Below are 16532 nucleotides of genomic sequence, written 5' to 3'. Positions count from 1 at the left end.
TGGCAAAGAGCGCCGCGCCGCGTAAGCCGGGAATCACGCCCAAAAAACTGCCTGGCGTGAACCTGCCTCCGGGCACGCCAAACGCCTGAGGCGGAGCCTATATCGAAGGCCTGCTAAGTCAGCCTGCCTCGGCTGACCGGCGGGCCTTTCCGTTATCGACATCCGATTGACAGCCACCCCTCTTTCCCGCTTATTCAACGACGTGGTTATTTGAGCCGGCCGGCTTGCCGCCACGAAAAACAACGCGCTAAAAGGCCGGGTCTCCCTCAGGAAGCCCGCTTTTTGCGTGCCCGCGCCGTTCGGCGCGCATCAAGGCAATGGCGCGCCTTTGCGCCGAGGGAGAGCCAATGTCCGCCGACGCCCCGCCCCGCAGGCCGCTCAAACCCGCGACGCAACTCGTGCATGGCGGGACGCAGCGCTCTTCCTTTGGAGAATTGTCGGAGGCGCTCTACCTCACGCAGAGCTTCGCCTATCCGACGATGGAGGCCGCCGAGGCGCGCTTCAAGGGCGATGAGCCGGGCTTCATCTATTCCCGCTTTTCGAACCCGACCGTGGCGATGTTCGAGCAGCGCATGTGCCTTCTGGAGGGTACGGAAGCGGCCCGCGCCACGGCGAGCGGCATGGCGGCGGTGACCGCGAGCCTGCTCGCGCAGCTCAAAGCCGGCGACCATGTGGTTTCGGCGCGCGCGCTTTTCGGCTCCTGCCTCTATGTCGTCGAGGACCTCCTGCCGCGATTGGGAATCGCCTCGACGCTCGTCGACGGCGCCGACATCGAACAATGGAAAGCCGCCGTCCGTCCCGAGACGAAGCTCTTCTTCCTGGAAAGCCCGACCAATCCCGGGCTGGAGGTCTATGACCTCAAGGCGATCGCCGACGTTGCGCATGAGGCCGGCGCAAAGCTCGTGGTCGACAATGTCTTCGCCACGCCGCTTCTACAGAAGCCCTTCGATTTCGGCGCCGACGTCGTCGTCTATTCCGCGACCAAGCACATCGATGGGCAAGGCCGATGTCTTGGCGGGGTGATTTTGGCCTCGCAGGCGCTGATCGAAGAGAGCGTCCACAATTTCCTGCGCCAGACCGGTCCGGCCATGTCGCCGTTCAACGCCTGGGTGATGCTGAAGGGCCTCGAGACCTTGCCGCTGCGCGTCGCGCAGCAGACCGCGAGCGCGGCCAAAATCGCCGACTTTCTGGCCGAAGAGAAGGCCGTCAGCCGCGTGCTTTATCCGTTCCGCGCCGATCACCCGCAGGCCGATCTGGCGCGACGTCAGATGTCGGGCGGCGGCACGCTGGTGAGCTTTAGTATGGCGGGCGGCAAGCCTGCGGCGTTCCGTCTCGCCAATGCGCTGGAAGTGATCAAGATTTCGAACAATCTCGGCGACGCCAAGAGCCTCATCACCCATCCGGCGACGACCACCCATCAGCGGTTGACGCCGGAAGCGCGCGCGTCTCTGGGCATCGGCGACGGGCTTCTGCGCCTGTCGGTCGGCCTCGAGGACGCCGACGATCTCGTCGACGATCTCGCCCGCGGGCTGTGGGCCGCCGCGCGCGCCTGAGCTTTACGGCTAGAGCGCTTCCCGATCACATGGAATCATGTGATCGATAAGTAATCTCTCAAAATCAAGACGTTAGAGCAGGTTCTCATCGAAAAAGTCTGTCAACTTTTTCGGAGCCTGCTCTAGGCGCCGGGCCGCCTCTTGCGGCGGGCGGGAATTTTCGCCTCCTGCATCGCGCATTCGGCGATGAAATAGGACGCGGCGAGTATGGCGCAAAGCGTCTCAAGCACGACGCCCGTGATCAATTCGTTCATCAGCATGCCCTTCGGAAAGCAATCGCGGCGGAATGGTGGAAGTCGAAGCGGCGGCCCGCGGCGGCGGCGGGAGAAGAGAATTGACGCCGACGCAGGCCTTTTCGCGATGCAGCGCTAGGCCGCCGGCGGCGCGCGCGGGCGGTGAGCGGGGCTGGGACGGGGCGTCGGCGCGACGCAGTCCGCCACCGTCCGCGCGAGCATGAAGCTCGGGACGGGCGTCGCGCCGATCGGGCCGGGCCGCGCCGGAAGAGGCGCGAGACCGCTGCAAAACGCCTGACAGAGGATGCAGGCGGAGCGATCGTCTTTGGGGCCCAGCCGCCCCGCAAGCGCGCCGGGTTGGGAGGCCCCCGGCGCGAAACAGATAAAGAGTTGAGCGATGAGACGCCCCCCGACGCCGGACTCGGCGACGCCGCGCGCGAGCGGCGCGACAGCCCAGAGCGACGCCGCCGAGAACAGCAGAATCGCGCCAAACCGCGCGTGCGCGCGACGCAGCGATGCGAGCCAGAACGCCGACGGGGACATCGGTTCAGATCGCGTCGGTCAACGGCCGCGAGAATCTTGCGCGTCGTTCGAGGTCGATGAGGCGAATGACGCGCTGGTCATTACCGCGCCACAGAGGCGTCGCCGGCACGATGGCGGCGAGCGCCGCCATGCCCGGCGCATGACCCGGCTGCGCGCGCTCTCGCTCATTCAAGGATTCGAGCGTCGCGCCGGCGACGAGGCTTTCCCTCGCGCTCGGCTTACGTTTACGAAACATGGGCTTACTCCCGTCCCGCCGCTTGACGCGGCATTGTCCTTAAGCTGCGCCCCATGCTGCGCGCGCCCGGAGTCCGGGCGAGACGCGCAAAGAGCGCGACAGCGTGCGAAGGATCAGGAGTTGGCGGGAGGCGCTCGCGCCTGTCGGGAAAAATCCTGCAGGCGGGTCGGCAGGGCGCAGTCCGCCACCGTCCAATCAAACGCTGTCCATTGGACGGGCGCCTTGCCGAGATGAATGACGCGCGCGGCAAGCGGCGCAACGCCATCGCAATGGTTTTGACAAAACAGACAGACGTCCCGGTGGCCCTTTGCGTGGCCGGGAGCCTGCGATCGGTCGCTCGAGGCGACGTCGGTAAAGCAAAATTCGCTGACGGCGTCGCCGGCGCCCATCCGCGACGCGACCTGCGCCGCGGCAGGCGCGAAGGCCTGAACGGTCAGCGCGAGCGCGAATAGCAGAACTGTCAGCCAGTTACGACGCATAAAGTCTTGAGCCTTGGAATCGGCGCGCATGCGGAATTCACATGCGCGCATTGATGTAAGCAAAAAGCGAAGGCCACGACAAGTTAATCTTCGGGCGACCGCCTCGCCGCGGCAAAGCGTCTCAGCAGGACGATCGCACTCTTGGAACGCCCAAGGATCGAACGCCCAAGGCTCACCTGACCGCCGACGTGCCTCCAGAGCCACCCCGGTCGATCGTTACGCCCGATCCGTCCGGGCCGCCAAAGTCATAGTTGAGCGCGATAAAGAAGGTGCGCTGGGGATAGGGGTTCGGATTCACATAGGCTTTCCAGCGGCCGATGTTGTTCACGCCGACGGACAGCCACCAATTCGGCTCGAGCCGGTATCTCGCCTTCATATCGAAAACGAGGATTTCACTATCCACACTGCCGTAGTTGTTGTGGTTGAAATCGGTGTTCGCAAAGGTGACGAACGCCGGGGACGAGTAGCGCGCGCCAAGGGCGAACGACATGTCGGGATTGGGGCTGTAGCTCGCGACGCCGCGGAAACGAATTCTCGGGACGCGAGGGAACTGGTTGCCGGCAAAGAGAATGCTGTCGAGATTGCGGCTCGAGAGATTGCTCTGAATTTTTGCGTCGGTGAAGGTCAGGCCGCCCTCGAAATCCAATCCTGGAACGAGAATGTCCTTCATATGCGCCGCCGCCTCGATGCCGCGAAACCGCACCTTATCGAGATTGGCGTTTTGCGAGACTTGGGTGCCGAAAATCGAGAGCGTGGTCTGGCTGGCGATGGCGTTCCACCGATCGTCGAGGAACAGGCTGATACGCGGATTGAAGAGCCCAATCGCGCCGCCGAATGCGTCTATCTTCCGATACTCGCCGGTCAGATCGTAACAGGTGCAGATTTCAGGCTGCAAATTTGGATTGTTGATGATCACCGAACTTGGGCTCGACAGGGACTGGAACAATTCGTTGACTGTCGGAAAGCGATAGGCACGCGCGATCGAGCCGCGCAAAGAGAGTTCCGGCGTGAAATAATATTCGAGCGCCGCCTTCGGCGAGAAAGCGCCCTTATAGGAATCCGGGAAATAGGTGATGTTAGCGGCTCGAAGCGGAATGCCGACGATCGCCTGGCCCGTCGGGTTCGACGCGTTGCCAAAGCCTCCCGTGGCGTTCATGCCGCCAAAGGCGCGCCACCACTCGCCGCGCCCGCCGGCGGTGAATTTCCAATCCGGGAGAGGCCTCCAGACCTCCTGAACGTAGACGCCTTTCGTTTCGGTCTTGCCGAAGTTCTGCGCCTGAATCCCGAGATAGTAATTGTTCGGCCAGGACACCGTGCTGGTCTGCTTGGTGGCCAGCGAATAAAGATCGCCGTGGGCGCCGAAGGATACTTCGTGCTTGCCGAGGATGTCGTAAGGCGGCCGCCAGATAAAGCGCGCATCGCCGGTGCGCCAGAACGTTCCGCCATTATTGGTGTTCAGACCGCGCGGATCGAAATTATAGGCAGTTCCGGCATTATTGACGCGCGGTCCATAGGATTGCGCATTGTTGGTGAAATCGCGAAGGAAGTTAAATGAGGTCGCCGACAAATCGAAATCGAAGACGCCGCCGGTGTCCTGTCTGAGTTCGAACGCCTGCATCACGTGGTTTGCGGCGCCATGCCCGGGATTGACGCCGCCGGGCGTGACGGAATAGGGGCCAAGCTGCACACGCCCGTTCTGGGTGTTGTAGATCGGCAAGCCGTTCCTGTCGCTAATGAAGCTTTCGACGCTGGTGGTGTTGTTCAGCGTCCAGAAACCGACCTGATATTTGGCGCGCAGAAGCGGCAAGATGTCATAAGAGACTTTGACCTTCGCCAAATCCGTTTGGACATAATCGGCGCCAGCCGCCGCCGTGATGATGCGCGGACGACCCTGTTGGTCGAAGTCCTGGAAGCCCCCAGCGAACGCCGAACCTGTGCCCGGCGTCAGAAAGTTGCCTGGGAATGTTTGCGCCTGCCCTTGATTGTCCAGGTGTTCATAGCCGACCCAGTAACGGAAGTCGTTGATGCGATCGCCGACCAAGATGTTCGTCACGCCGCCGAGATTGAGTTCTTTCCTGCCATAGAGGCTGAACGGCTGCACCGCCACGGTGCCCATCGCGTGGACCTCAAATTCATCCGGCATCCGCGTCGTCATCGTCAGCACGCCGCCGATCGAATTGCCCGGATAAAGCGCCGAGAACGGCCCGTACATCACATCGACGCGCGAAATTTCCGCGGGCGAAACCATGCCCCAGCGCGGCGCGAAGTTGAAGCTGTTGCCGAGCAGATTCGAGAGCAGCACATTGTCGGCATAGACAAGCACCAACGCGCTCTGAATGGTGCCCGTGGTGCGTGTCGAGACGATTGCGTTGCGATCGCCAATATAGCGCTCGCGAATGAGAATTGACGGCATATATCTGAACGCGTCGGAAGACGTCATGATATTTGTGGTTTTTTGAATCTCTTTGCGAGTCCTGCTCTCGACGACCGCCGGAACGTTCGCCGGCAAGGTGCGGCTGAACGGCGCTGGCGTTGGCTCCGCGTAACGATCCGCCAAAGCAGGCCCCGGCACAGGCGCCGCGGTGGTGACGCGTCCCTGTCCGCCGACCGGTCTGCCGACAGGACCCGGCCGCACAGGGCTGCGGGCCCCGCCGACGCTGATGGTGGGAAGCGCCTGCTGCGCGTCCGCGACCGACGGGGCGAAAAGGCTGAGTACGGCGAGAGAGGCTCCTCCAAGGAGGCGAGAGCGACGGATCATGATGGTGTTCCTTGGGCGCCGACGGGAGTCGGCATAACGGGAGAGCGGCCGCGGCGTTAACGCAATGCGCACGCGGACCAGCGACGTGGAGGCTGCTTCGAGCAGCGGCGAGAACCGGACGGCGCGCTCTTGCGCGCGTCAGCGGCCTCAGGCGTGCGAGAGGGGCGGCGCTCGTGCGCTATGCGCGCGCGACGATCGTTCGGAGAGCGATCGCACCGCATATATGGGCGCGTGGATCAGCGCATATTCGCCCAGCGCGACGGCATAGTCGGAAGTCAGCGAAACCCAGGCCGGCGGCGGTTCGCCGCATAAGAGGCACGATTGGCAGTTGTGCCGATGGCCGAGCCGATCGTTGGGCGCGGATTGTTCGCCTGCGCGCACCTGCTGGCAATGCGCTGCAATCGTCTCTTCGGGAGAGATCGAAGCGGCGCGCGCCAACCCGGCTCCGCCGGCGATGGTCTGGATGACCATGGCCAGGATCAGCAGCAGGGTGCGAAGAGTCGTGAGCCGCATTTTGATTCCGGTCAAAACTGACAACCCACTATTTACAATTCACTGCATCACGGATAGTCGCGGCGCGACGAAACGAGTCCGAAAAACAGCTGGTGTGGCCATTGGGCCACAGTCTGTGATCGTTCGCGCGCCGATCATTGCCCAATCAAAAACGTTTCACTTTGCCGGCGCCCGTTCTAATCTTGCCTCCATGTACATCTCCATCACCAGAGACATTCAGGTCACGGCGCTTCCCGACTTCCTGCCGGATCGCTCAGACCCCGACCAGGATCGCTACTTCTGGTCGTATACGATCGAGATCGCCAATCTCGGCCGCGTTCGCGTGCAGCTTTTATCGCGCCACTGGGTCGTCATCGACGCCAACGGGCGCCGCGAGGAAGTGCGCGGACCGGGCGTCGTCGGCGAACAGCCGGTGCTGGAGCCGGGGGAGACGTTTCGTTACGCCTCAGGCTGTCCGCTTGGCACGCCATCAGGGATGATGCAGGGCAGCTATCGGATGATCACCGACGCGGGGGAAACCTTCGACGTCGAAGTGCCCGCGTTCTCGCTCGACAGTCCGCTGTCTCGTCCGACGCTGAATTAGGCGGGCGAGATGGACCGTCTGGAAGACGCGATCGATATGCTCTCCCGATTGGTCGCCTTCGACACGGTGAGCTCCAAATCCAATCTGCCGCTGATCGATTTCGTCGAAACTTACCTGCGCGAACAGGACGTGCGCTTCGTGCGCGCGCCGAACGCCTCCGGCGACAAGGCCGCCCTCTTCGTGACGATCGGCCCCGACGCTGACGGCGGCGTGCTCCTGTCCGGCCACACAGATGTCGTGCCGGTCGCCGGGCAAGCCTGGAGCGGCGATCCATTCACGCTGCGGCGCGACGCGACGCGACTCTATGGGCGCGGCGCTGTGGACATGAAGGGGTTCGACGCCGCTTGCCTCGCGATGATCCCGGAATTCAAGGCGGCGCAGCTGTCTCGCCCGATTCACATCCTCTTGAGTTATGACGAGGAGACCACCTGTCTTGGTCCTCTCGACGTCATCGCGCGGTTCGGGGCGGACCTGCCGCTGCCGTCGGCCGTCATTGTCGGCGAACCGACCTCGATGGAGGTCGCCGACGCGCATAAGAGCGTCGCCACCTATGTGACGCGCGTGCGCGGGTTCGAGATCCATTCGGCCAATCTGCATCGCGGCGTCAGCGCCGTGCATGTCGCCTGCAAACTCGTGTGCGAGCTGGAGCGCCTCGGCGAGGAATTGCGCGCGGCTGGCGATCCGAGCGGGCGCTTCGATCCGCCCTTCTCGACCATTCACGTCGGCGTGATTCACGGCGGAACGGCGCGCAATATCGCCGCCAAGGACTGTGAATTTCAGTGGGAGTTTCGAGCGCTGCCCGGCGCGCCGCCGAATTTCGCTTACGACCGGCTGGAAGCCTATTGCGATGCCCTGAGACGAACGATTTTCGTCGGCTTTCCTGATGCGGGCGTCGAGACCACGATTGAGAATCAGGTGCCGGGGCTCGCGCCGCAGCCGGGATCCGAGGCGGAGTCCCTGGCGCTGCGGCTCGCCAAGCGCAATGGGACGATCGCCGTCCCTTACGCGACCGAGGCTGGGCAGTTTCAGCGCGCGGGCGTGGCCGCAGTGGTCTGCGGCCCTGGCCGCATCGACCAGGCGCACCAGCCCGACGAATTTATCGACATCGCCGAGCTGGCAGCCTGTCTTGAGTTCCTGCGCGGCCTAGCGCAGCAACTTCGCGCGTAAGGATCCTGTGTTAGCCGCAGACCCACATCCAGGTCTGGCGGTAGGGATGCCAACGCCAGCAACGGCCCACGCCGTAATCCCACCAGCGTCCGCGCCACCAACGTCCGCCGCCGCCGCCATGCCGACCGCCCCAACCGCCGCCGCCGCCGCCCCAACCGCCGTGGGGACCATGGCCGCCACCGCCCCAGCCGCCGCCACCCTGGCCGCCGCCGCCCCATCCTCCGCCACCCTGGCCGCCACCGCCCTGGCCGCCACCGCCCTGGCCTCCGCCACCCTGGCCGCCACCTTGGCCGCCGCCGCCCCAGCCGCCGCCGCCTTGGCCGCCACCGCCCTGGCCGCCACCTTGGCCGCCGCCGCCCCAGCCGCCGCCGCCTTTACCACCGCCGCCTCCGCCTTGGCCGCCGCCGCCGCCGCCTTGGCCGCCGCCCCAGCCGCCAGCGGCTCCGGCCGCAACCGGCATCGCCAGCGCGCCGATGAGCGCCGCGACCACAGAAATGTTCTTGAAAGCTGACATGACTCCACCCTCCATCGAATTGCTCAGCGCGGTCCGCGGTTCGCGGGAGGCTTGGGCTGAGGCATGACCCCACAGGTCTATGTGGCGTCGTTTCTACAATTTGCGAACGCTCCGATCCGGCGCCGCAAGTGAGCGGCTTCGCGAAAGCGCCTTAGGACGCTTTGAAGTCACTATGCTCTTCTGCGACGAGGGGCGGTGCGTGGCCGCACATCGCCTTGTTCGCGCTTATGCGTGCGCATCACGTGAAGTCGGCCGCGCGCCATTGCTTTCGTGAAGTGAGCGGCTATAGTCCGCGCCCGTTCGGCGCTTGGAAAATAATCCGCGCCGGGCTCCGAGCCCTTTAAAGAGATTTTCGCGATGAAGCTGATCCCGGACGCTTTGGCCCAAGCCCAGACGCCCTCACTGCCTGCCGCCGAGTCTCCTGCGAGCCCGCCGGCCCAGCCGACCGCGCCTTCGACGCCGGCGTCGCCGACCCCGCCACATCCGCCGACCGCCGTCCAGACGGGTCAAGCCGTCGAGACGCCGCCCGAAGCGCACCAGCCTCCGACCATGCCGGAGATGCTTGGACAGCTTATTCCCATCTTCGTGGTGATGGGCATCGTCTACATATTGGTGATCCGCCCGCGCTCCCGACGCGAGAAGGAGCAGCTCGCGCAGCTGCGCAACGTCCGACGCGGGGACACGCTTGTCACCACGAGCGGATTTGTCGCCAAGGTGACGAAATCCATCGACGACGCCGAAATCGAGGTCGAGATCGCGCCCAACGTGCGGGTGAGAATGCTGCGCACCGCCGTCGCCGAAGTCCGCGCCAAGGGCGAACCCGTAAGGGATGAGACGCCTCCGCCGGCGGCCAAGACTGGCGGCGCCAAAAGCGGCGGAAAGTCGGCGAAGTCTGCCGAAACCAAGTCGAGCGACGTTAAGACCGGCAACGGCAAGGCGGGCGACAGCAAGCCCGGCGACGCCGGATCCGGCTCGCAGAGCTGACGCGGCTCCTTTCGATCACTAGCCGATAGCAGGACAATGCTGCGATTCTCGACCTGGAAATTTCTCGCCATTGTGGCGATGACTGTCGCTGCGGTGCTTGTCGTCGCGCCGAGCATGTTGTCGCCGTCCCATTATGAAGAGTTGAAGTCGCGCCTGCCCTCCTGGCTTACGCCTCCGACCATCGTGCTCGGCCTCGACCTGCAAGGCGGCTCGCATGTGACGCTGGAAGTGGATCAGGCGGATCTCATCAGCACGCAGGTGAAAAATCTGCGCGATGACGTGCGCCGAATCCTGCGCGAAGAAAAGGTCGCCATCTCCGGCGGCATCGGAACGACCACGCGCGGCGTGCAGGTGCGCGTCGCCGATCCTGCGGATCGAGAGAAAGTCCTTCCGAAATTGCGGCTGCTGCGCAACAGCTTCAGCGGCGCTCTCTTGGGCGGGCCTTCGCCGCTCGACGTCGAGGCGTCGCCGGACGGCGTCATCCGCGTGACCGTCACCGACGCGGGCATCACGGACAAGTCGCGCAAGGCCGTGGAGCAATCGATCGAAGTCATTCGGCGGCGCGTCGACGCCCTCGGCACGCGTGAGCCGAGCATTCAGCGTCAGGGCGACGACCGCGTGCTGGTGCAGGTGCCGGGCCTTCAGGACCCCGAGACGCTCAAGGAAATCCTCGGCAAGACCGCCAAGCTCGAATTCCGCCTCGTCGCCGATCCGGGCCAGAATCCATCGGAAGTCGAGGAGCTCGATCAGGTCGAACAGGAAGGCAAGCTCGGCGTCGAAAAACAGGTGATGGTCAAGGGCGAAGATCTCACGGACGCACAGCCGGGATTCGACCAGCAAAGAAGCGGCGAGCCGGTCGTCAATTTTCGCTTCAACATTCGCGGCGCCCAGGCCTTCGGCGAAGTGACGTCCAAGAACGTGGGGCGCCTCTTCGCGATCATCCTCGACAACAAGATCATTTCAGCGCCGCGAATCTTGTCGCCGATCACCGGCGGCTCCGGCCAGATTTCCGGGCGCTTCACCGTCGAACAGGCCAACAACCTCGCGATCCTGCTGCGCGCCGGCGCGCTGCCGGCGAAGCTCAACATCGTCGAAGAGCGCACCGTCGGTCCAGGACTCGGACAGGACTCGATCGACGCCGGCAAACGCGCCGCCTATGTCGGCGCGGGCCTCGTCGTCGTCTACATGCTCGTCACCTACGGCGTCTTCGGCGTCTTCGCCAATCTCGCGCTGTTCGTGCATATCGCCTTCATTTTCGCCGGCCTCGTGCTGCTCGGCTCGACGTTGACGCTGCCGGGCATCGCCGGAATCGTGTTGACGATCGGCATGGCGGTCGATTCGAACGTGCTGATCTACGAGCGCATCCGCGAGGAAAATCACGCCGGGCGCTCGATCCTCGCCTCGCTCGACGCGGGCTTCACCCGCGCCTTCGCGACCATCGTCGACTCCAACGTCACCATGTTCGTCGCCGCGGCGATCCTCTATTTTCTTGGCTCGGGACCGGTGCGCGGCTTCGCCGTGTCGCTTGCGCTCGGCATTCTGACGACCATCGTCACCGCGGTGACCATGACGCGCATGATGATCGCCGTCTGGTATCATTACGCGCGGCCGACAAAACTGCCGATCTGAAGGGTCGACATTTATGAAACTTCTGCGCCTCGCCCCCGAGAACACCAAGTTCCCGTTCATGCGGTTCCGCCGCGTGAGCTATCCATTCTCGGCTTTGCTGTCGCTGATCGCGGTCGCCCTCTTCGTCTTCAAGGGCATGAATTTCGGCATCGACTTCGCCGGCGGCACGGTGATCGAACTGCGGGCCAAGTCCGGCGCCGCGGAAGTCGGCACGCTGCGCACGCTTGGCGAAGGCCTCCAGCTGGGCGACATCGAGGTGCAGGCGTTCGGGAATCCGGCGGACGCCACATTGCGCTTCGGTCTGCAGCCGGGCGGCGACGTCGCCCAGCAGGCGGCGGTGGAGCGCGTGCGCGGCGCCGTCGGCGGATATTATGATTTGCGCCGCGTCGAGGTCGTCGGCCCGCGCGTCTCAAACGAATTGGTGCAGTCCGGCACGCTCGGCGTCGTGCTGTCGATCGTCGCGGTATTGACCTATCTTTGGTTCCGTTTCGAATGGCAATTCGCGATCGGCGCGGTGATCGCCACGATGCACGATTTGCTGCTCACCGTCGGCTTTTTCTCGATCACGCAGCTCGAATTCAACACCACATCGATCGCCGCGATCTTGACCATCGTCGGCTACTCGCTGAACGAAACCGTGGTGGTGCTCGACCGAATTCGCGAGAACATGCGCAAATACAAGAAACTGCCGACCGCGCAAATGGTCGACATGTCGATCAACGCCGTCCTGCCGCGCACGATCATGACCGCGACGACGGTGATGCTTGCCCTGTTCGCCCTCGTCGCCTTCGGCGGCCAAGTGATCCGGTCGTTCTCGGTCGCGATGATTTGGGGCATTTTCGTCGCGACCTACTCGTCGATCTTCATCTGCTCGCCGATGCTGATCTATCTCGGGCTGCGCAACGAGGACGCCGACAAGGCGGCGCAGAAGCACGAGACGGAACGCAAGGCCGACGCAGCAGTCGCCGCGCGCGAGGATATTGCGGAGGAGCCCGTCTCCGGGCCGCCCAAGTCGACGCCCGCGCCCGCTCGGAAGACGTCCGGCAAACGCGCCAAGACGAGGCCGGCTTGACGAGCAGCGACGGCGGCTATGTTCCCGGCCGTCACAAAATCGATGACTATGGCGGCGGGGGGTTCCGCTTCGCCGACATGTCCCACCGCGGCTCGATTCTCGCGCTGCCCTCCGGCGTGCGCGCCGTGCCTCTGACCAGCGCCGCGGAGATCGACGAGTCGATGATCGATAGCGCGCTTTCCGAAAGCGGCGGGCTGGACGTGTTTGTCGTCGGCACCGGCAAGGATTTGCTGCCGCTTGCCGGCGGTTTGCGCGCGAAGCTGCGCGCAGCGGGCGTCGGTTGCGAAACCATGGCGACGGGAGCCGCCGTGCGGACTTACAATGTGCTCGTCGACGAGAATCGCCGCGTCGGCGCGTTGCTGATCGCCGTGTGAGATCATGACCGCCGCCTCGCAGGAGCATTATGTGCAGTGCGAGGAACTTCTGCGCGCGCGTGATCGCGACCTCTGGCTTGCCTGCCTCTTTGCGCCCCAGGCCGCGCGCCCGCACATTCATGCGATCTATGCCTTCGCCCAGGAAACGGCGGACGTCAGCGGCAAGGTCACGCAGCCGCTGCTCGGCGAGATGCGGCTGCAGTGGTGGGTCGACGCGCTGGGGGCCGACGCCGCGCAAGGCGAAGGCGTGCGCGCCAATCCCGTGGCCGATGCGCTGATCGACACGATCGAGCGATTCTCCCTGCCCCGCAGCGAATTCGTCGCGCTGACGGACGCGCATATTTTCGATCTCTACGACGATGCGATGCCGACTTGGACGGCGCTCGAAAACTATTGCCGCGCTACGGCTTCGGCGCCGATTCGCTGGGCGGCGCGCATTCTCGGCGCAGATCTTCAAGCGCCGTCGGCGGGGGCTTTCGATGAGGCGGGAGTCGCGCTCGGCCTCACGCGAATCTTGCGCGCTCTTCCGGAGGGTCCCCACCAGCAGAAATTCCTGCCGGACGAGGCCTTCGCTCATGAGGGCGAACCCTCAGGCCGGCGCGAGGAGCTGGGTCCGATCGTGAAGAAATTGCACGGACTGGCGCAGTCCCACTATGAGCAGGCGCGCCGTCTGGCCGCGGATCTCGGACCTGCCCGCGCCGCGCTGCTCCCCTGCGCCACCGCTCCACTTTTTCTGGAGCGGCTGGCGCGAAGCGACTACGATCCGTTTCGACCGCTTGGCGAAACCTCGCCGCTGCGGCGACAGTGGCGCATCTGGCGCGCGTCGCGCGGCGTGGGATTATGACGCGCCGGAAGCAGCGCTCCATGGAATTACTGAAATGACATCTGTCGAATATGATTATGACGCCCGGCGCCTGCGCATGGAGACGCTGCTCATGCTCCGCTGGGTGGCGATCACCGGTCAGGCGGCGGCATGTATCGGCGTCTATTTCATTCTCGGATTCGATTTTCCCGTCGGCCTCTGCTTCGTCTTCATCACGGCGTCGGCGACGCTCAACATAGGCATGCGCTTCGGCACGCCGCGCAGTTTCCGGCTCGGCGACGTCGAGGCCGCCGTCCTGCTGGGATACGACATCATCCAGCTGGGATTTCTGCTCTATCTCACCGGCGGGCTGACGAACAGCTTCGCGATGTTGTTTTTGACGCCGGTGATCATCTCGGCGGTGTCGCTGCCGAGCAATCTGACGCTGCTGCTCGGCATCGTCATGATTGCGGTCGCGACGGTGCTCACGGTCGAATATTATCCTTTGCCCTGGTACGCCGACGAAAAGTTGACGTTCCCCCTCCTCTACCGCACCGGCGTCTGGGCGGCGCTCGCGCTCAGCGCGGCGTTCATCGGCATCTACGCCGCGCGGGTGTCGGACGAGGCGCGGCTCCTGGCCGACGCGCTCGCGGCGACGGAACTGGTGCTCGAGCGCGAGCAGCATCTCTCGCAACTTGACGGCCTCGCCGCCGCCGCCGCGCACGAGCTTGGCACGCCGCTCGCGACCATTACGCTGATCATCAAAGAATTGCAGAACGCGCTGCCCGAGAATGCGCCAGCGCTGCGCGACGACCTCGCGCTCCTGGCGCAAGAGACGGCGCGCTGTCGGGAGATCCTGGGCAAGCTGGCCTCGCTTGGCGCAACGGACCAAAGCAGCGTGATGAATCTGCTGTCGATCGACACGCTGATCCAGGAAGTGGTTGAGCCGCAGCGCGAGTTCGGCGTCGAGGTCGAAATTTCCAAAAACGGGCCCTCGGACGCGCCGGTGCTGGCGCGTAATCCTGCGATTCTTTATGGACTGGGCAACCTTGTCGAAAACGCGATGGACTTCGCCAAGTCACGCGTGAAGATCGACGCTTGGTGGAGTTCAAGCTACGTGACGATCGCCATTCAGGACGACGGGCCCGGCTACTCTCCAGACATACTTGATCGCCTCGGGGACCCATATCTGCGGGGGCGGCCGCTCGAACGGCGCACGAAAAACGATGCCGAGTCGGGACTTGGTCTCGGCCTCTTCATCGCCAAAACCCTGTTGGAGCGCTCCGGCGCCACAGTCGAAACAATGAATGTTTCGCCGCCGCGCACCGGCGCAATCGCCAAAGTCACGTGGCCGCGGGCCGCGCTGGAGCCCGCCGCGGCCAGGCCAAGGCTTCCCCAACAGGACAAATAGAATCGACGCGACGCCGGCGATAAGCTAGATTTGACAAAAATCAGGGTTGGAAACGCGCAATGTCGACCGAAGAATTGAAGGCCGATCGAGAAGGCGTCTCGGAACCTGAACAAGTTCCATCGCCGCCAGAGGATCGTTCCCTGTTGATCCTGGATGACGACAAGCCGTTTCTAGGCAGATTGACGCGGGCGATGGAGGCGCGGGGCTTTTTGGTGACGCCCTGCGAAACGGTCGCCGAGGGTCTTGCCGCCCTTGAGACAAACCCGCCGGCGTTCGCCATCATCGACATGCGGCTTGATGACGGCAATGGCCTCGACGTCATCTCAAAGCTGAAGACGTCACGTCCCGACGCGCGCGGGATCATCCTGACCGGCTATGGCAACATCGCGACCGCGGTCACTGCGGTTAAGCTCGGCGCCTTCGACTATCTCGCGAAGCCCGCCGACGCCGATGAAATCTATCACGCGCTGATGGCGACGCAGGTCGACAAACCCGACGCTCAAGAAAATCCCATGTCCGCCGACCGTGTGCGCTGGGAGCATATTCAGAGGGTTTTCGAGTCTTGCGACCGCAATGTCTCGGAGACGGCGCGGCGGCTCAACATGCACCGCCGGACCCTGCAACGCATTCTCGCCAAGCGTGCGCCCCGCTGACGGCTTTAGTTCGCCTGTTCGTCGCCAAAGGCCAGCAGGCAGTAACGGTCCGCCGCCATCGCCGCGAAGCGTAACAGTATCGAACGTCGACGGGCCGGCGCGAGGGGGAGCGCCGGCGCCTCGCGCGTCAGCAGGGCCCCGTGGGCGTCCGCGACGATCAAGCCTGCGTCGTTTGGAAAAATCGCCGGATCGAGCGATGCGGGGATCGCGAAATAGAACCGATCGCAAAAGCCGCGATACTGCGGCCATTTAAGATCCGCACGAAAATCGGCGTAGCTCGACTTGACCTCGACGATGCGCAGGACGCCGTCGGAAGCGAGCGCGATGAGATCGGCGCGGCGGCCGTTCGGCAGGGGCGCCTCGCAAACGACCGAAAATCCGCAGGCCCTCAGATAGCGCCGGGCGCCGCGGGCTACGCATTTGGTCACGTCGGCGCGGCTTTCGAGCGCCGTCGCGCCTTCGACGAGGATCGCGGTCATAGTGTCTCCGCTGGCGCATCGCCCGCTCCGCCCAGCATGGCGCGTCGCCAAAGCGCGCGCAACCATGATAGGTTCGCCCCATTGATCCACTACACGGCTTGTCGCATGAAACGGCTTCTTCTCGCATGCCTCCTCACGCTCGTCGCCGCAGCATCGCCCGTTCTGGGCGCAGAGCGCGTCGTCAACATTTTCAATTGGAGCGATTACATCGATCCAAGCGTGCTCGAGGACTTCACCCGAGAGACCGGAATCAAAGTCATTTACGACACCTATGACTCGAACGAGATGCTCGAGGCGCGGCTTCTTGCCGGCGACACCGGCTACGACGTGGTCGTGCCGTCGGCGACGTTCCTCCAGCGGCAGATCGCAGCGGGCGTGCTGCAGCCGATCGACAGAAGCAAGCTCGTCAACGCTCGCAATGTCTGGCCCGAGATCGACTCCAGACTTTCGCGTTTCGATCCGGGCAACCGCTACGCCATCAACTACATGTGGTACACGACGGGCGTCGCTTACGATGTCGCGAAGGTCCAGGAGCGGCTTGGCAAGCCGA

General features: G+C 64.1%; 19 protein-coding genes and 1 riboswitch. Of the genes, 11 read left to right on the top strand and 8 right to left on the bottom strand.

Going from position 1 to position 16532, the window contains the following annotated elements:
- Positions 1–192 precede the first annotated feature (192 nt).
- A riboswitch (SAM riboswitch) is annotated at positions 193–271 on the top strand.
- Between the two features lie 76 nt (positions 272–347).
- A complete protein-coding gene (locus IYY11_RS09240; protein ID WP_196403591.1) occupies positions 348–1553 on the top strand; it encodes an O-succinylhomoserine sulfhydrylase in 1206 nt (401 codons plus the stop codon).
- 122 nt (positions 1554–1675) lie between these two features.
- Here IYY11_RS09240 and IYY11_RS23295 read toward each other — a convergent pair whose 3' ends face one another.
- The 6 genes from IYY11_RS23295 to IYY11_RS09215 form a co-directional block, all read right to left on the bottom strand.
- Positions 1676–1807, bottom strand: coding sequence for a hypothetical protein (locus IYY11_RS23295; protein ID WP_281431690.1), 132 nt, complete (start codon positions 1805–1807; stop codon positions 1676–1678).
- A gap of 114 nt (positions 1808–1921) precedes the next feature.
- On the bottom strand, positions 1922–2329 hold the full coding sequence (locus tag IYY11_RS09235; RefSeq protein ID WP_196403590.1) for a hypothetical protein: 408 nt from the start codon (positions 2327–2329) through the stop codon (positions 1922–1924).
- A gap of 4 nt (positions 2330–2333) precedes the next feature.
- A complete protein-coding gene (locus IYY11_RS09230; protein ID WP_051080411.1) occupies positions 2334–2564 on the bottom strand; it encodes a hypothetical protein in 231 nt (76 codons plus the stop codon).
- Between the two features lie 113 nt (positions 2565–2677).
- Entirely contained in the window at positions 2678–3073 is a 396-nt protein-coding gene (locus IYY11_RS09225; protein ID WP_246719811.1) for a DUF2946 family protein, read from the bottom strand.
- Positions 3074–3215: 142 nt separating this feature from the next.
- On the bottom strand, positions 3216–5801 hold the full coding sequence (locus IYY11_RS09220) for a TonB-dependent receptor (RefSeq protein ID WP_196403589.1): 2586 nt from the start codon (positions 5799–5801) through the stop codon (positions 3216–3218).
- Between the two features lie 147 nt (positions 5802–5948).
- Complete coding sequence (locus tag IYY11_RS09215) at positions 5949–6314, bottom strand: hypothetical protein (protein ID WP_196403588.1); 366 nt, start codon at positions 6312–6314, stop codon at positions 5949–5951.
- 190 nt (positions 6315–6504) lie between these two features.
- Here IYY11_RS09215 and apaG point away from each other — a divergent pair, with 190 nt between their 5' ends.
- Positions 6505–6897, top strand: coding sequence for a Co2+/Mg2+ efflux protein ApaG (gene apaG, locus IYY11_RS09210; RefSeq protein WP_018408112.1), 393 nt, complete (start codon positions 6505–6507; stop codon positions 6895–6897).
- 9 nt (positions 6898–6906) lie between these two features.
- Positions 6907–8064: an acetylornithine deacetylase gene (argE, locus tag IYY11_RS09205; RefSeq protein WP_196403587.1), complete on the top strand. Its 1158-nt coding sequence runs from the start codon at positions 6907–6909 to the stop codon at positions 8062–8064.
- Positions 8065–8074: 10 nt separating this feature from the next.
- Here the strand turns inward: argE and IYY11_RS09200 are convergent, their stop codons facing one another.
- Positions 8075–8578: a hypothetical protein gene (locus IYY11_RS09200; RefSeq protein ID WP_196403586.1), complete on the bottom strand. Its 504-nt coding sequence runs from the start codon at positions 8576–8578 to the stop codon at positions 8075–8077.
- Positions 8579–8935: 357 nt separating this feature from the next.
- Between IYY11_RS09200 and yajC the strand changes: the two genes are divergently transcribed.
- From yajC to IYY11_RS09165, 7 genes are read left to right on the top strand one after another with little or no spacing between them, the layout of a single operon-like run.
- Positions 8936–9562 (top strand): preprotein translocase subunit YajC, encoded by a 627-nt coding sequence (gene yajC, locus IYY11_RS09195; RefSeq protein ID WP_196403585.1) that lies wholly within the window; start codon positions 8936–8938, stop codon positions 9560–9562.
- 36 nt (positions 9563–9598) lie between these two features.
- The gene (secD, locus tag IYY11_RS09190; protein WP_196403584.1) at positions 9599–11191 is read left to right on the top strand and encodes a protein translocase subunit SecD; all 1593 of its coding nucleotides are present in this window, start codon (positions 9599–9601) and stop codon (positions 11189–11191) included.
- A 13-nt stretch (positions 11192–11204) separates the two neighbouring features.
- The gene (secF, locus tag IYY11_RS09185) at positions 11205–12263 is read left to right on the top strand and encodes a protein translocase subunit SecF (protein ID WP_196403583.1); all 1059 of its coding nucleotides are present in this window, start codon (positions 11205–11207) and stop codon (positions 12261–12263) included.
- Positions 12260–12637, top strand: a complete 378-nt coding sequence (locus tag IYY11_RS09180) for an Mth938-like domain-containing protein (protein ID WP_196403582.1) — start codon at positions 12260–12262, stop codon at positions 12635–12637. Before secF ends, IYY11_RS09180 begins: the two co-directional genes overlap by 4 nt.
- A gap of 4 nt (positions 12638–12641) precedes the next feature.
- Complete coding sequence (locus IYY11_RS09175) at positions 12642–13481, top strand: phytoene/squalene synthase family protein (protein ID WP_196403581.1); 840 nt, start codon at positions 12642–12644, stop codon at positions 13479–13481.
- A gap of 34 nt (positions 13482–13515) precedes the next feature.
- Positions 13516–14850 (top strand): ActS/PrrB/RegB family redox-sensitive histidine kinase, encoded by a 1335-nt coding sequence (locus IYY11_RS09170; RefSeq protein WP_196403580.1) that lies wholly within the window; start codon positions 13516–13518, stop codon positions 14848–14850.
- Between the two features lie 59 nt (positions 14851–14909).
- Entirely contained in the window at positions 14910–15503 is a 594-nt protein-coding gene (locus tag IYY11_RS09165) for an ActR/PrrA/RegA family redox response regulator transcription factor (RefSeq protein WP_246719810.1), read from the top strand.
- Positions 15504–15508: 5 nt separating this feature from the next.
- Here the strand turns inward: IYY11_RS09165 and IYY11_RS09160 are convergent, their stop codons facing one another.
- Positions 15509–15982, bottom strand: a complete 474-nt coding sequence (locus IYY11_RS09160) for an MmcB family DNA repair protein (protein WP_196403579.1) — start codon at positions 15980–15982, stop codon at positions 15509–15511.
- 105 nt (positions 15983–16087) lie between these two features.
- Here IYY11_RS09160 and IYY11_RS09155 point away from each other — a divergent pair.
- Positions 16088–16532: extracellular solute-binding protein (locus IYY11_RS09155; protein WP_196403578.1), on the top strand; the 445-nt coding region annotated here is incomplete at its 3' end.

It is taken from the genome of Methylocystis sp. H62, assembly GCF_015709515.1.
Taxonomy (GTDB): domain Bacteria; phylum Pseudomonadota; class Alphaproteobacteria; order Rhizobiales; family Beijerinckiaceae; genus Methylocystis.
Note: the sequence above shows the minus strand (reverse complement) of the source record. Positions and strands in the feature narration are given on the sequence as shown.

Excerpts from the sequence above, each read along its gene's own strand:
- argE (WP_196403587.1), top strand. The coding sequence starts at position 6,907 with ATGGACCGTCTGGAAGACGCGATCGATATGCTCTCCCGATTGGTCGCC.
- IYY11_RS09215 (WP_196403588.1), bottom strand. The coding sequence starts at position 6,314 with ATGCGGCTCACGACTCTTCGCACCCTGCTGCTGATCCTGGCCATGGTC.
- IYY11_RS09230 (WP_051080411.1), bottom strand. The coding sequence starts at position 2,564 with ATGTTTCGTAAACGTAAGCCGAGCGCGAGGGAAAGCCTCGTCGCCGGC.
- IYY11_RS23295 (WP_281431690.1), bottom strand. The coding sequence starts at position 1,807 with ATGAACGAATTGATCACGGGCGTCGTGCTTGAGACGCTTTGCGCCATA.
- IYY11_RS09225 (WP_246719811.1), bottom strand. The coding sequence starts at position 3,073 with ATGCGCGCCGATTCCAAGGCTCAAGACTTTATGCGTCGTAACTGGCTG.
- secD (WP_196403584.1), top strand. The coding sequence starts at position 9,599 with ATGCTGCGATTCTCGACCTGGAAATTTCTCGCCATTGTGGCGATGACT.
- IYY11_RS09175 (WP_196403581.1), top strand. The coding sequence starts at position 12,642 with ATGACCGCCGCCTCGCAGGAGCATTATGTGCAGTGCGAGGAACTTCTG.
- IYY11_RS09240 (WP_196403591.1), top strand. The coding sequence starts at position 348 with ATGTCCGCCGACGCCCCGCCCCGCAGGCCGCTCAAACCCGCGACGCAA.
- IYY11_RS09170 (WP_196403580.1), top strand. The coding sequence starts at position 13,516 with ATGACATCTGTCGAATATGATTATGACGCCCGGCGCCTGCGCATGGAG.
- IYY11_RS09165 (WP_246719810.1), top strand. The coding sequence starts at position 14,910 with ATGTCGACCGAAGAATTGAAGGCCGATCGAGAAGGCGTCTCGGAACCT.
- IYY11_RS09220 (WP_196403589.1), bottom strand. The coding sequence starts at position 5,801 with ATGATCCGTCGCTCTCGCCTCCTTGGAGGAGCCTCTCTCGCCGTACTC.
- IYY11_RS09235 (WP_196403590.1), bottom strand. The coding sequence starts at position 2,329 with ATGTCCCCGTCGGCGTTCTGGCTCGCATCGCTGCGTCGCGCGCACGCG.
- IYY11_RS09200 (WP_196403586.1), bottom strand. The coding sequence starts at position 8,578 with ATGTCAGCTTTCAAGAACATTTCTGTGGTCGCGGCGCTCATCGGCGCG.
- IYY11_RS09160 (WP_196403579.1), bottom strand. The coding sequence starts at position 15,982 with ATGACCGCGATCCTCGTCGAAGGCGCGACGGCGCTCGAAAGCCGCGCC.
- yajC (WP_196403585.1), top strand. The coding sequence starts at position 8,936 with ATGAAGCTGATCCCGGACGCTTTGGCCCAAGCCCAGACGCCCTCACTG.
- apaG (WP_018408112.1), top strand. The coding sequence starts at position 6,505 with ATGTACATCTCCATCACCAGAGACATTCAGGTCACGGCGCTTCCCGAC.
- secF (WP_196403583.1), top strand. The coding sequence starts at position 11,205 with ATGAAACTTCTGCGCCTCGCCCCCGAGAACACCAAGTTCCCGTTCATG.